This is a genomic window from Pseudomonas sp. D4002 (genome assembly GCF_013385665.1).
Lineage (GTDB): Bacteria > Pseudomonadota > Gammaproteobacteria > Pseudomonadales > Pseudomonadaceae > Aquipseudomonas.
The window spans coordinates 82,306-95,482 of sequence record NZ_JACAPN010000017.1; the positions used below are offsets into that span (position 1 = coordinate 82,306).

Below are 13,177 nucleotides of genomic sequence, written 5' to 3' on the forward strand. Positions count from 1 at the left end.
ACATCATGCTTGAGGCGCGAGCCGCACTACACATATCTACATTCGCAGAATATTTGTCATGGGCATCATCCCAAATAAGACAACAGATCCCCGAGCTTTCGAGATTTCCTACAGGCTATGATGAACTAGAAGGGGTTTCTATTGATGCTCCACTGGTCACGCTCGAAAGAGAGGTATTTTGGATTGTCGCGCGTGTCAGCGAAGATTTTGAAATCATTAATCAGTTTAGGGGAACAGCTGAAGTAATTGAGAAGCTATGGACTATCGGATACATCGACGAAAGCATAGAAGTGCTAAAAAAATTTGACGAAGTTATCGGGTCCAGCTTTTGGTCAGTTCAATTACGAATCGCGCTAGAAAACGCAGCCGGAGGACTTGAGAAGCAAAAAAAATATACCTCCGAAGTAAGATCCATATACAAAAACGGCCTATTAAATTTCATCGCATACAACACAAGCGTCAGGAATGAAGACCGCGTTGGCATACAAAAATTCAAGGAAGACATAAGCTCACGAATCAGCAACCACTCAAAATACAGTCCAGCTGTTAAAACTTACATGATTCATCGAATGTTGGGTGAGTGGCCAACAGCAGACGATGAGATTGCTGATGTTCTAAGAGTGGAACAAAGCCACTCCCTAGTAGACGTTTATGAAACTTTCATCAGCCTAATTCAATACGCCATCTCGAGCAACAATAATGACTTAAAAAACCTTATCAGGTCGGCGCTTTCCAGGATCAAAGGAATACATGACTTCCGCATAAAGAAAGCCTGTTTACACCTGAATATAAGCGATACATCACACAGCCTGCCCATTCGGAATGAGCAAGGCAGCGACTGTCTTTTAAATGGCGACTTAGTCGAGGCAGCCAGAATATTCGGTCAAGAGCGGAGAACCCATCAGACAGATGCCTGGTCACTTATTTACTCTGGGGTGCTTCATTCACAGCGCAAGGCCAAATCAATATCATCAATTTCACAGTCAATCCCCAAGTTAATAGGTAAAATGCTCAGACAAGACCAAACGTCACTAGAAGCTATTTCTGCACTCTCAAAAATGACGACCAACCTCTGCGGCCTCCCGCTCGCTGCGGCTATTCGTTCATTCATAAAATTTGTATATAGAGATCATCCTGATCAAGTATGGCAGCCAAGTCTGCCTTCACTCAATACCCCATTCTTAGGTAGCGAAGATCTACTTGAAAACTACCCTAGCAAAACGGGTAGCCCAACCTCCGACTGCTGGTCTTTGCTAAGAAACCCATTGGAGGACTCTGAACACCTCGGATACTCAGCCTCAATCTTTAATGCATGCGGGCATATTGCGAACCGAGAGTTCTGCTTGGCGCTTCTAAGTCTCGCACCTGAAGAGCAAAGTACGAGTAGCACAATCCCTGGCCTCAGCATCCCAATAGTTCTACATGCCCACTATGCTGAGGGAAACAAAGACGAAGTTATCCGCCTAATCGCGCACGAAGGGTCTTACTGCGAAAGTAGGTTAAACTTAATACCCATTAAAAACACCCTTTCAGGCTACTCAACTCGCGACTTTGATTATGTTACAGACATGCTGGTTTCGCCCACAGCGCTATATATGCTTTGGAACATCACCGAAAGTGATTCAACCGCTTCACACTTAAGATTCAAGATTGGGCAGATCATCAGGCGAAAAGAAATCCGAAATCCCGCCAAACTTGCCTCGTTAGAAGGGATAATCCCCAAGCATCTTTTAGTATATTTCCTGAAAAACGCTTGCATACCTTCTTTGATTGATCAAGCGCGCGTAGTCTCCACAACTGCAGCAATTTTAGAGCAAAGGCAAGATGTCTGCAGCGCCTTGCGCGTTTTAGATGCGGCAAATGCTGATGAATATGAGTCTGAGATTTACGAGATCACCAATAGGCAAATCTTGGAAGCTGGACAAAGAATTGTAGACGGCACTCGCATCCATGTAGACGTCGACGCACTAGCGCGCTGGGCAACACGTGAGCTTCAGGAAGATTTCTACCGCTACAAAGATCTTGCCCAGGTCATCACTACACTAGAGTTCGACGATGTGATGCAGGGACTACTGATTGACGGGCAACTACCGAACAGCGCATCCAGCTTTGACGAAGCTGATGCTGTTCTATATTCCCTGCTAACGAAGATCAGCAATGAATTCCTAAACAACCCACTATTCGGCCTGGACTACTACTTAAGCAAGCGCATCAGGCACCAGTCATTCATCGGACTAATCCGAGGCCCACTGCAACTGCAGAACCTGATAACAACAAAAGAAGACGATGACAAACGATACAATGACAACCAAGTATGGCTAGGGCGGTTTAGCGACTGCAACAAAGACAATCTACGCAACCTTGGCAATGAATTTCAAAAATTTTCGACCAATTTCGACCAAGCTTTACTTGACGCAAAAGATCAAAAACTTCAGATTCTTTCAAAGGACCACCCATTAGGGCTCTTCCACGTAGAAGTTAGCCCCCAAATAATCCCTGTAGTACGGATCCTGCTACAGGATAGTGACCTAAGCAGCTTCGTAAAAGGATTCATTAGCATTCTATGGGCCTATCTTGAAAAGTCATTGCGAGAGGCGCGAAAGCTCCTTTCAGAGGACCTTAAATCTAAAATAACATACATATTTGATGATTTCCGAGCGAGCATCAAACGAATTGTTCCGAACGGCCATGCTCAGCACGAACTTGATAGAGCTCTAGGCGAGTGTTCCGTTGATGTTCAGCGGGCGCTGGACGATGCTACCAGCTGGTTTCACAAGATCAATGACAGCGAAGCATTACAAAAAACGTTTGATATCGAGCAAGCGCTAGAAGTTTCGATTCAAGCTGCCAAAAAATGCTTACGCGGCTTCGACCCTAAAATCAAAACAAACTGCATTAACAATGACACCAAAGTCATGCCAAGCACGTTGGTATTCCTTCACGACGTACTATTTGTATCGCTTGATAACGCCAGAGTACACTCCGGCCTCAAACAACCGACGATAGAAATCACAATTGAGATGGACTCCACCCGAGGGACATTTACTATTAGTGTAAAGTGTAACTCAAAGCCTAGCACAAGGGTTAGTGCTGAGAAAAAGCTATCCGAAATTCGTACCAAGATCGACCGACAGGAGTATGACACTAAAACCAAAACCGAAGGCGGCAGCGGCTTATACAAAATTGCCGCGGTAGTCAACCAGTCAAGCAAAGGCAGATTAAAGTTCGGATTCGACCGGAATGGCAAGTTCTCCATGCAAGTAACTTACAACTTCCTCGTGCAAACTCGACAAGCAGCGGAAGCCAAATGACCGACATTGAACTGAAAATCCTAATAGTTGAAGACGAAACACCAAAAATAACACAGATAGAGCTTTTCCTTCGAAGCCTTTGCATGCCAATGGCCATCAAACATGCAAAGTCAGTTAACTCCGCCTTGGATGTTCTGGAAGGGGACATCCCCCATCTCATCCTGCTCGATATGTCCTTACCGACTATGGACATTGATATACCTGGAGGCGAGGCAGGGGGGCGCCCGCAAGGCTTCGGTGGTATAGAAATACTCCGCAACATGGAGTTCTCGGGCATATCTTGCCCAGTTATTGTAATTACTGGATATGAGGCTTTTCCACGCCAAGGAGGAAGCGTTGATATTTCTGGAATAACACAAGAGCTGAAAGAAGAGTTCCCCCAGCTTCTTCACAGTGTGTTGCATTACAACTCAACTTACGACACCTGGAAAAATGAGTTAAAGGTAGCATTAAAGGATTTTAAACTTCCACAGGATTCCGGCAAATGAAGATATTAATAGCTGATGACCACCCAGCAAGATATGAGCCTTTACTGGAGGAAATTAAAAGCATTGATATCAACATAGCGAAAAACATTACATTTGTAGTATGCGCTGACGACGCGGCATCAGAACTCGAATCCACATACTACGACCTTCTAATACTGGACATCATCCTTCCACTGCACAATTACAACCAAGCCACATCGCACACCTATTCTTTAGATTTGCTACATAGAATTCATATGGACGAGGAGATTCAGAAACCCGGAAAGGTCATAGGCATTACTTCTGACAAAGCTGCCGCACATGCCGCGAGCGACAAGTTTGATGAAAATACTTGGGCAATTGTAAACTACAGCCCGCAATCAGATACATGGATGAATCGCATTGCTAACTGCATTAGATACTTGAATACTAACAGGGATACGCAACCACTTGAAACCAACCAAACGACAATTGATTTAGCTATAATATGCGCCCTTGAAGATCCAGAGCTAGAAGAAATTCTTAAGCTCCCTTGGAATTGGCAGGCATCCCGACCGATCGACGACTCCGTGTTCGTTAACGACGGCTGGCTTATGCTTGGTGGAAAAAAAATAACTATTGCTGCCACATTTGCAACTCGAATGGGCATGATTTCTACAGCCATAAAAAGCTTATTAGTCATCAACTCTCTACGACCTAAACTTCTTGTAATGACCGGAATTTGTGCCGGAGTCAGAGGCAAAGCCGACCTAGGTGATGTTCTCTTTGCAGACCCTGCTTGGGACTTCCAAAGCGGCAAGCGAGTAATTGATGCAGGAACAAGAAAATTTTCAATAGCCCCTCATCAATTACCCGCAGACCACCGAGTACGATCACATTTCGAGCAGCTTCGATCCGACAGAGCTTTCTTCTCAGAACTTCCGAAAATGTTCGCAGCAGATTGCAAGTTCAAGACAACTTTACGCATTGGACCGGTCGCGTCCGGATCAGCTGTACTTGCAGACGGAATCACCATTGAGGAAATCAAAGACCAACAGCGTGACCTGCTTGGTGTGGAAATGGAAATCTATGGTCTCTACGCGGCAGCGTTCAGTACTAGCGGTGTACAACCAAAAACCTTTGCGATCAAGGGCGTTTGTGATTTTGCTGATCCTGACAAAAGAGATGAGGCTCAAAGTTATGCAGCATTTGCAAGCGCCAAAGTACTTGAGAGATTTATCAACAGATATGGCAATCGATTCTTCGGATAACATCATGAATAATAGCGAACAATATAAAATTTCCTTGGAGAATGCTTGGCGATTCTTTCAGCTTCACGCGCAGCAAAGAATGACCGTCTTCAATTTTTATCTGATAATCACCGGGCTTGTAGCAGCAGGAATTGGCGCCTGCGTTACTCAAGAAGACACGCTTTCGTTCGCAGGCGGAGCCTTAGGCACTTTCTTGAGTCTTGTTAGTTTCATTTTTTGGAAGCTGGATCAACGAGTTTCTGTCATGATAAAAAAATCAGAAGACGTGATTGTCCAAATAGAAAGCACCTTTGCTCTCCCTATTGAAAGCATCTTTTCCGAGGACCATACGCAACTCAATAGAAATATTTTACTGTTACACTCGCCATGGACTTATGGCAGATGCTTCAGAATCTCATTCCTTACAGTAGGTCTTATAGGGATTTTCTTTGCCATTAGAAATTTCGCACCTCACTTAGACCTGCATGGCATTGCATCAAGCCTCACACACTGTCTAAAAGGCCAATAATTCCACTCACCCCGCAACAAGCTCTAAGCCGCTGAATGGGCTTCTCCTGCAGCGGCCTTAACCGGACGCACCAATATCACTGGGACTCTTTCGGCCAATTTACTTTAAATTGATCATTTCGAAATCCAATTAATTCAGGCTAAGGCCTTGTTGATAAATCACGCTGGACACCAAATCGTCAGCTGGACTCTCAACAATGACACTTTCTGCCTATCCCCTGCTGTTTAGCTGCATCGTGATGCTGCCCACCTCAGCAGCTGAAGCTCACGAGCAATTGGACCTAAGCCTTGTACAACGGCAGATAATGGTCATCCAACAGTTGGCAGAACGAGCACATAGCAGCGCTACCGATGCAGATAGTGCCCGGTATCGCTTCGATTATTTACGGTTCGCTGCGGACCTAAAGCGTGTGCGTCAAGGCGTCCACAACTACCTATCCCCCTCCCGCGCGCAGCCAGCTGATCTGGTCGAGCTGACCGGTGATTACCGTGCTGAAGCACCTCACTCGGGTACTTCCAATGAGCATGACTGACGCCCAACTAAGCGCATTCTCTGCCGTGGCCGGGTTTACCCCACAGCTCAGCTCGGTGCTGTGGCGCTCATCGGTGCTGGTGCTCGCGCTGCTCTGGTGCACCTGGACGCTGTGGACCGGCTACCGCGGCTGGGCGGCCGGTAACCTCAATTTCGGCGCGCTCGGCGGCAGCACGCTGCGCCTGGCCCTCGCCTTGATCGTGTTGATGTTTTTCATGCTGTCGTAATCAGGAGATCTAGCTATGAATCTCTCTCGTCGTTGCCATCGCCCGCTCACATTGTTGCGGGGATCCTGTACGCAAGTGCTGTTCGGTGGCCTGGTGCTGCTGAGCTCGACGCTGGCTTGGGCCGATCTGCCGACCATGGAAGCGCCCTCCCGCGGCGAGGGGGCGGGACTGATCGACACCATCAAGAACTACGCCTACGACGGCGGCATTCTGCTCGGTCTTCTGATTGCTACCCTCGCCTTCCTTGGCGTGGCCTGGCACTCGCTCACCGTTTACGCCGACGTGCAAAACCAGCGCAAGACCTGGAAGGACCTCGGCGCCGTGGTCGGCGTCGGCGCGCTGCTGGTGGTGGTGATCCTGTGGTTCCTCACCAAAGCCGCGACGATCCTGTGAGGTCACCATGTCCGATGCCCCTGCCACCCTGCCTGACGGCACGCTGACCTTCCTCCCCGAGCGCCTCAACCGTGACCCGGCCGTTTTGCGCGGGCTCACCAACGACGAGATGTGGGTCGCGCTGATCATCGGCGCCGGCCTGGGTGTGATTCTCGGCGCGCCGCTGGCGGTGGCCACCTCCTCCATCGCTACCCTCCCCACCTGTATGTTCATCTGCATGGCGCTGGTGTTGCTGGGCGGCGGCAAGCTGATGCGCCGAGCCAAGCGCGCCCGCCCCGAAACCTGGTTTTACCGACGTCTGCAGTGGCACCTGGCAGTGCACTGGGGTGTTGGCACTCATCATTTGATCCTGCACTCAGGGCCTTGGACAGTGCGCCGGACGCGTCGACACGCGAGGGCTACGCCATGAGCCGCTTTCGCAACAAGGTGGATGCGCAGCAGGCACACATCTTCAGCCTGCGTCTGGCCGTTTCGATCCTGGCACTGCTGTGCTGCGGGCTTTGGTACGGCTGGCAGTCCTCGCCTTCCGAGCTAACCATCCATGTGCCGCCCGATCTACGTTCCGGCAGCACACGTAAATGGTGGGATGTACCGCCAGAAAACATCTACGCCTTCGCGCTGTACATCTTTGGCCAGCTCAACCGCTGGCCCACCGACGGCGAGGTCGACTACCACCGCGCGATCTTCGCCCTGCAGCCCTATCTGACACCGGCGTGCAAGACCTTCTTCGACGGCGACTTCGAGTACCGCAAGGCTGCCGGCGAACTGCGCGGCCGGGTGCGCGGCGTATACGAGGTGCTGGGCCGCGGCTACAGCGACGACCCTGGCCTGCGGGTGAAGCAGTTGGATAAGCACAGCTGGCTGGTCAAGCTGGACCTCAACGCTGACGAGTACTACGCCGCTGAGCCGGTGAAACGCGTGGTGGTGCGGTATCCGCTACGGGTGGTGCGCTTCGACGTCGACCCCGAGCACAACAAGTGGGGCCTGGCCCTGGACTGCTACGAAGGCACACCGCAGAAGCTGATGCTGCCTGGAGGTGCGGGATGATGCGTGTCTTGATCATGACTCTGGCGGTAGCCGCAGGCTGGTGTTCTGCAGTCAGTGCGGTCGAGGTCAAATACTGGGATCGCCTGCCGCTGGCCGTTCCACTTACGGTAGGCCAGGAGCGAGTCCTGATGCTCGATGAGGATGTCCGCGTAGGGGTGCCGGGTGCGATCGCTGGCAAGCTGCGCGTCCAGTCCGTCGGCGGCACGGTGTATCTGCGCGCCGCAGAACCCCTTCCCCCTACCCGGCTGCAACTGCAGTCGGTGAAGTCAGGCGACATCATCCTGATCGACATCGAGGCGCTCGAGGGTAGCGAGGCACTGGAGCCGGTCAAGATCGTGGCCCAGGTCTCGACACCGGACGTGGAAGCTGCGAAGGAGGCAGCACCTTCAGCAACCCCGATACCGGTGGTGCTCACGCGCTATGCGGCGCAGAACCTCTACGCACCGCTGCGTACCGTGGCGCCACTGCCCGGTGTGCGGCGGGTGCCGCTGAGCGACTCCGCCGCGTTCAGCATGTTGCTGCCGACCGAGCGGGTGTCGATCAAGACCCTCGCGGCTTGGCGGCTGGGCGACTACTGGGTGACGGCAGTAAAGATCGTGAACCGCGGCCCCGGCAAGGTCGCGCTTGACCCGCGTCACCTACAAGCCACGCTGTACGCCGCAACCTTCCAGCACGCGGACCTCGGTCTCACCGGTACGCCTGAAGACACCACCGTGGCCTACCTCGTCACCCGCGGCGGCGACCTGAAGCATGCGCTGCTGTTGCCCCCGCCAAAACCGGAGGCTGCCGATCATGAAAGCTAACAGCCTGCTCAAGTGGTTGGTACCTGGGGTCCTGTTAGGCATCGTGCTGATCATCGTCAAATCCTGGGTGGCCACGCCGGACGGCGAGCCCGCTCACGATCCGGACAAGGCCACGCTAACTGCGGAACAGGCCAAGGCCCTGGGCATCGCCGGTGACACCCCGCGCGACACCGTGGCCACGCTGATTGGTCAGGTCAAAACGATGCGCAGCGAGATGCAGACGCTGAAGAAAGGCAACGATGCGCTGCAGACCGAGAACAACCGGCTGCGCACGCGCGAAGGCAACATCGACACGCGCATCCAGAGCACGCTGAGCAGCGTCACCCAACAGGTCACCGAGCAGCGCCAGCAGGCCAACGATGCTCGACAGAAAGCCGAGCAGCAGCACCGCGAGACCCAGGGGCTGCTCTCCAGGCTCAAGGACCAGCTCACCGGCAAGCCAGCCGCAAAGTCGGATGTTCCTGCGGGATTCGGTCTTGAGCCGGGAGACGAGCAGCAGTTTGCAGGAGCTCAGGAGCAGGCAGATGTGGTGCAGTGGATCGAACCATCGAATGCCCGCGCCGGCCAAGAGAACACCGGCAAAGCCGACGGACCGCTGTCGTCGCTGACGTCGAAGTTCAAGGACCTGCACGGTCTGGACAACAATGCCATCGACCGTGGCCAGGACCGCTTGCGTGCCGTCGCCAAAGGCGAGCGTGATCTGGAGAACGCCCAGGACCGTACCGAAGGCGCCAGGCCCGTCTACACCATCCCCGAGAATTCGACGCTGATGGGCTCGATCGCCATGACCGCGCTCATCGGCCGGGTGCCGGTGGACGGCACCGTGAACGATCCCTATCCGTTCAAAGTGCTGGTGGGGCCAGACAACCTCACTGCCAACGGCATCGACCTGCCGGACGTGGTCGGCGCGGTCATGAGCGGCACTGCCGCCGGTGAATGGACGTTGTCCTGCGTGCGCGGCCAGGTCGAGTCGATCACCTTTGTCTTCAGCGACGGTACCGTGCGCACCGTACCGCAGCCGCAGAAGGTCGTCAGCCGCAATCGCAGCAGCACCCAGACCTCGGACACCGAGAAGATCCGCGGCGGTTTGGGCTACATCTCCGACCCCTACGGCATTCCCTGCATTTCCGGCGAGCGCCGCTCCAACGCCCAGCAGTATCTGGGCAGCCAAAGCCTGATCAGCGCAGCTGGCGCCGGCTTCGCTGCAGTCCTGGGCAGCGAGCAGACCAACACCTCGTTCATCAATTCGGCCAGCGGCAGTCTGGGCCTGTCCCAGAACAACGGCAACAGCGCGCTGAACTCGGTGATCAGCGGTGGCATAGGCGACATCCGTGAGTGGATCAACAAGCTCTACGGCGAAGCCTTCGCCGCCATCTACGTGCCCCCTGGGGCCAAGGTGGCTCTGCACCTGGACCACGAAATCAGCATCGACTACGAACCCAAAGGCCGGAGAGTGAACCATGAAAGCCCATCCGTCTCGGTACTGGATCTGGATTAGCCTGCTGCTCGGCCTGCACCTGACCGGCTGCTCCACCAGCAAAGAGGAAATGCTGCCCCACGGCGATCACACCATGCTGGACATCTGGAACGGCAGTGGCTCGGTCGGTACTCAGCAACAGCTGCTGGAGGCGCGTGGCGAACTGCGTCGACCGGTGCTGGATCCCGAGCGCCTGATCAACGACCAGAGCGCCTACACGCGCACGGCGGCCAACGAGATCCGTGCCCAGTTCCCGCGTCTGCCCAACCCAGACCTGGTCATGTACGTCTACCCGCATCTGGCCGGTACCCAACAGACGCCGGTGCCAGGCTACTCGACCGTGTTCCCGCTGTACGAGAAGGTCCAGTACGCGCTGCCCGGCGAGCGCCTGGACGATCTGTGATGGCCGATGACGCGAGTCGCGGCCCGCTACGCTGGAGGCCCTGGCGCGAGGCACAGCGTCGGCGCGCCACGCTGGCCGACGAGGCCGCCCAGTACGCGCACAACCCCAGCTTTGCCGACCATCTGCCCTGGGTCGAATACCTCGAGGATGAGCAGTGTTTTCTGCTCGACGACAACCGTTCGGTGGGCGCCGTGTTCGAGCTGCAGCCGATCGGTACCGAGGGTCGCGAGCCCGAATGGCTAATGGCTGCGCGCGACGCGTTGGAAGACGCGCTGCAGGACAGCTTCGACGAGCTCGACCAGGCGCCCTGGGTAGTGCAGTTCTTCTGCCAGGACGACAGTGACTTTGCCCCGTGCCTTGAACGCCTGGAGCGCTACATCGCGCCGCGCGCGCGAGGTACGCCATTCACCGAGGCCTTCCTCGCGTCGATGCAACGTCACCTTGAAGCCGTCGGCAAACCGGGTGGGCTGTTCGACGACCATGTGGTGTCTCATCTGCCGTGGCGCGGCAGCAACCGGCGGATTCGCCTGGTGGTTTACCGCTGGCTCGGAGAGCAGGCCGACGAGGATGGGCAGAGCCCGGTTCAGCTGTTGAACCGCACCTGCGACCGCTTGGTGGCCTCGCTGCAGGCCTGCGGGGTCAGCCCTCGGCGGCTGACCGGGCGCGATTTCTACGCTTGGTTGCTGCCCTGGTTCAATCCCGCTCCTGCACTCACCAGCGAATCCCCTGCCGCGTTCTTTCGGCGCGTGCCTTATCCGGAAGGGGATGACGGCGAAGAGCTACCGCTGCCGTTCGACCACGATTTCGCCGAGCGGCTGTTCTTTCAGGAACCGCGCTCCGATAGCGAGCAGGGTCTGTGGTACTTCGATCAACAGCCCCACGCCGTGATGGTGGTCGACAAGCTACGCAGGCCACCGCATATCGGCCAACTGACCGGCGAAACACGCAAGGGCGAAGCCTTGAACGCCCTATTCGATCAGTTGCCCGAGCAGGCGATCATGAGCCTGACCTTGGTGATCACACCACAAGATGTGCTCGAAGAGCAGCTCAACCGCCTGGCGCGCAAAGCCATCGGCGAGAACCTCGCCTCGACCCAGACCCGCCAGGACGTGGAAGAGGCCCGCGCGCTGATTGGCCGCCAGCACAAACTGTACCGCGGCACGTTGGCGCTGTACCTGCGCGGTGCCGATGAACAGCAGCTGCGCCAGCGTTCAGTCCAGGCCGCCAACGTCCTGCTCGGCGCTGGCCTGCAACCGGTGCGCGAGGGCGATGAAGTGGCCGCGTGCAACAGCTATCTGCGCTGGTTGCCGATGGTCTACAACCCGGCGCGGGACACACGCAACTGGTACACCCGGCTGCTGTTTGCTCAGCACGTCGCCAACCTACTGCCCCTCTGGGGACGTAGCATCGGCACCGGCAACCCGGGTATTACCTTCTTCAACCGCGGTGGCGCGCCGCTGTCGTTCGACCCGCTGTCGCGCTTTGACCGCTCCATGAACGGCCATTTGCTGTTGTTTGGCCCAACCGGTGCCGGCAAGTCGGCCACCCTGGTCTCGATCCTCATGCAGGTCATGGCCGTGTACCGGCCGCGGCTGTTCATCGTCGAAGCGGGCAACTCCTTCGGCCTACAGGGCGACTATTTCGCCACCCTCGGATTATCCGTCAACAAGATTCAGCTCAAACCGGGCAGTGATGTGAGCCTCGCGCCCTTTGCCCATGCCCGGCGTCTGATCGAACATCCGGACCAGGTCGCCAGCTTGTCGACCGAAGACTTGGATGAGGCCGCGCCGGACAGTGACGAGCAGCGCGACGTGCTGGGCGAATTGGAGATCACCGCGCGGCTTATGATTACCGGTGGCGAAGCCAAAGAAGAGGCGCGCCTGACCCGGGCAGACCGCAGCCTGATCCGCGAGTGCATCCTCGATGCCGCCCGCCACTGCGCGGCGACTGATCAACGGGTGCTAACCCGGCATGTCCGCGATGCCCTGCATAAGGTCGCCAGCGACACCCACCTGCCCGACAAACGCCGCGAGCGCGCACAGGAGATGGCCGAGTCCATCGACCTGTTCTGCCAAGGTTTCGAAGGTGCCTTATTCGACCGGCCTGGCACACCTTGGCCGGAGAGCGACGTGACGATCGTCGACCTTGCCACGTACGCCCGTGAGGGTTACGAGGCGCAGATGTCGATCAGCTACATCAGCCTGATGAACGCGGTGAACAACATCGCCGAGCGCGATCAGTACCTGGGGCGACCGATCATCATGGTCACCGACGAAGGCCACATCATCACCAAGAACCCGCTGCTGGCACCCTTCGTGGTCAAGGGCACGAAGATGTGGCGCAAGCTGGGCGCCTGGTTCTGGCTGGCAACGCAGAACATGGCCGACTTGCCCGATGCGGCGCAGACCATGCTCAACATGATTGAGTGGTGGATCTGCTTGAACATGCCGCCAGCGGAAATCGAGGAAATTGCTCGTTTCAAGAAACTCACGCCGGCGCAGAAGGCATTGCTGCTCTCCGCAAGCAAGGCCTCGGGCAAATACACCGAGGGTGTGGTCCTGTCGAAGAACTTGGAGACGCTGTTCCGCGCGGTACCACCGAGCCTGTACCTCGCGCTGGCCATGACCGAGCCCGAGGAAAAAGCTCAGCGCTGGCGATTGATGGAAGAGCACCAGCAGTCCGAGCTGGAAGCCGCCCTGCAGGTCGCGGCGGAGATTGATCGCCTGCGCGGCATCTCGTGAACGACACCGTCAGGGCTAT

The 13,177-nt window shown here is 55.5% G+C and carries 13 protein-coding genes; all 13 read left to right on the forward strand.

The features are described 5' to 3' along the window. Positions 1-5 precede the first annotated feature (5 nt). The 13 genes from HX824_RS10510 (at position 6) to HX824_RS10570 (ending at position 13,158) form a co-directional block, all read left to right on the forward strand. The gene (locus HX824_RS10510) at positions 6-3,311 is read left to right on the forward strand and encodes a hypothetical protein (RefSeq protein WP_177054521.1); all 3,306 of its coding nucleotides are present in this window, start codon (positions 6-8) and stop codon (positions 3,309-3,311) included. Further along, positions 3,308-3,799, forward strand: coding sequence for a response regulator (locus HX824_RS10515; protein WP_177054522.1), 492 nt, complete (start codon positions 3,308-3,310; stop codon positions 3,797-3,799). Before HX824_RS10510 ends, HX824_RS10515 begins: the two co-directional genes overlap by 4 nt. After that, positions 3,796-5,028, forward strand: coding sequence for a hypothetical protein (locus HX824_RS10520; protein WP_177054523.1), 1,233 nt, complete (start codon positions 3,796-3,798; stop codon positions 5,026-5,028). Before HX824_RS10515 ends, HX824_RS10520 begins: the two co-directional genes overlap by 4 nt. A gap of 4 nt (positions 5,029-5,032) precedes the next feature. After that, on the forward strand, positions 5,033-5,536 hold the full coding sequence (locus tag HX824_RS10525; protein WP_177054524.1) for a hypothetical protein: 504 nt from the start codon (positions 5,033-5,035) through the stop codon (positions 5,534-5,536). A 196-nt stretch (positions 5,537-5,732) separates the two neighbouring features. Further along, positions 5,733-6,068 carry an RAQPRD family integrative conjugative element protein gene (locus HX824_RS10530; RefSeq protein WP_177051208.1) on the forward strand — a complete coding sequence of 112 codons (336 nt, stop codon included), beginning with the start codon at positions 5,733-5,735 and terminating at the stop codon, positions 6,066-6,068. After that, entirely contained in the window at positions 6,055-6,294 is a 240-nt protein-coding gene (locus HX824_RS10535) for a TIGR03758 family integrating conjugative element protein (protein WP_177051210.1), read from the forward strand. The genes HX824_RS10530 and HX824_RS10535 overlap by 14 nt, the downstream gene beginning before the upstream one ends. 15 nt (positions 6,295-6,309) lie before the next feature. After that, positions 6,310-6,687: a TIGR03745 family integrating conjugative element membrane protein gene (locus HX824_RS10540; protein ID WP_177051211.1), complete on the forward strand. Its 378-nt coding sequence runs from the start codon at positions 6,310-6,312 to the stop codon at positions 6,685-6,687. Between the two features lie 7 nt (positions 6,688-6,694). Next, complete coding sequence (locus tag HX824_RS10545; RefSeq protein ID WP_177051213.1) at positions 6,695-7,096, forward strand: TIGR03750 family conjugal transfer protein; 402 nt, start codon at positions 6,695-6,697, stop codon at positions 7,094-7,096. Further along, positions 7,093-7,734: a PFL_4703 family integrating conjugative element protein gene (locus HX824_RS10550; RefSeq protein ID WP_177051216.1), complete on the forward strand. Its 642-nt coding sequence runs from the start codon at positions 7,093-7,095 to the stop codon at positions 7,732-7,734. Before HX824_RS10545 ends, HX824_RS10550 begins: the two co-directional genes overlap by 4 nt. Next, entirely contained in the window at positions 7,731-8,537 is an 807-nt protein-coding gene (locus HX824_RS10555; protein WP_177051217.1) for a TIGR03749 family integrating conjugative element protein, read from the forward strand. The genes HX824_RS10550 and HX824_RS10555 overlap by 4 nt, the downstream gene beginning before the upstream one ends. Beyond that, complete coding sequence (locus HX824_RS10560) at positions 8,527-10,035, forward strand: TIGR03752 family integrating conjugative element protein (protein WP_177054525.1); 1,509 nt, start codon at positions 8,527-8,529, stop codon at positions 10,033-10,035. Before HX824_RS10555 ends, HX824_RS10560 begins: the two co-directional genes overlap by 11 nt. Next, positions 9,998-10,417, forward strand: a complete 420-nt coding sequence (locus HX824_RS10565) for a TIGR03751 family conjugal transfer lipoprotein (RefSeq protein ID WP_177051221.1) — start codon at positions 9,998-10,000, stop codon at positions 10,415-10,417. Before HX824_RS10560 ends, HX824_RS10565 begins: the two co-directional genes overlap by 38 nt. Continuing rightward, a complete protein-coding gene (locus HX824_RS10570; RefSeq protein ID WP_177054526.1) occupies positions 10,417-13,158 on the forward strand; it encodes a conjugative transfer ATPase in 2,742 nt (913 codons plus the stop codon). The genes HX824_RS10565 and HX824_RS10570 overlap by 1 nt, the downstream gene beginning before the upstream one ends. Positions 13,159-13,177 lie beyond the last annotated feature (19 nt).

Bases quoted from the DNA above. Each gene is read 5' to 3' on its own strand.
- HX824_RS10555 (WP_177051217.1), top strand. From the start codon at position 7,731: ATGATGCGTGTCTTGATCATGACTCTGGCGGTAGCCGCAGGCTGGTGT.
- HX824_RS10515 (WP_177054522.1), top strand. From the start codon at position 3,308: ATGACCGACATTGAACTGAAAATCCTAATAGTTGAAGACGAAACACCA.
- HX824_RS10525 (WP_177054524.1), top strand. From the start codon at position 5,033: ATGAATAATAGCGAACAATATAAAATTTCCTTGGAGAATGCTTGGCGA.
- HX824_RS10550 (WP_177051216.1), top strand. From the start codon at position 7,093: ATGAGCCGCTTTCGCAACAAGGTGGATGCGCAGCAGGCACACATCTTC.
- HX824_RS10520 (WP_177054523.1), top strand. From the start codon at position 3,796: ATGAAGATATTAATAGCTGATGACCACCCAGCAAGATATGAGCCTTTA.
- HX824_RS10565 (WP_177051221.1), top strand. From the start codon at position 9,998: ATGAAAGCCCATCCGTCTCGGTACTGGATCTGGATTAGCCTGCTGCTC.
- HX824_RS10545 (WP_177051213.1), top strand. From the start codon at position 6,695: ATGTCCGATGCCCCTGCCACCCTGCCTGACGGCACGCTGACCTTCCTC.
- HX824_RS10535 (WP_177051210.1), top strand. From the start codon at position 6,055: ATGAGCATGACTGACGCCCAACTAAGCGCATTCTCTGCCGTGGCCGGG.
- HX824_RS10540 (WP_177051211.1), top strand. From the start codon at position 6,310: ATGAATCTCTCTCGTCGTTGCCATCGCCCGCTCACATTGTTGCGGGGA.
- HX824_RS10510 (WP_177054521.1), top strand. From the start codon at position 6: ATGCTTGAGGCGCGAGCCGCACTACACATATCTACATTCGCAGAATAT.
- HX824_RS10560 (WP_177054525.1), top strand. From the start codon at position 8,527: ATGAAAGCTAACAGCCTGCTCAAGTGGTTGGTACCTGGGGTCCTGTTA.
- HX824_RS10570 (WP_177054526.1), top strand. From the start codon at position 10,417: ATGGCCGATGACGCGAGTCGCGGCCCGCTACGCTGGAGGCCCTGGCGC.
- HX824_RS10530 (WP_177051208.1), top strand. From the start codon at position 5,733: ATGACACTTTCTGCCTATCCCCTGCTGTTTAGCTGCATCGTGATGCTG.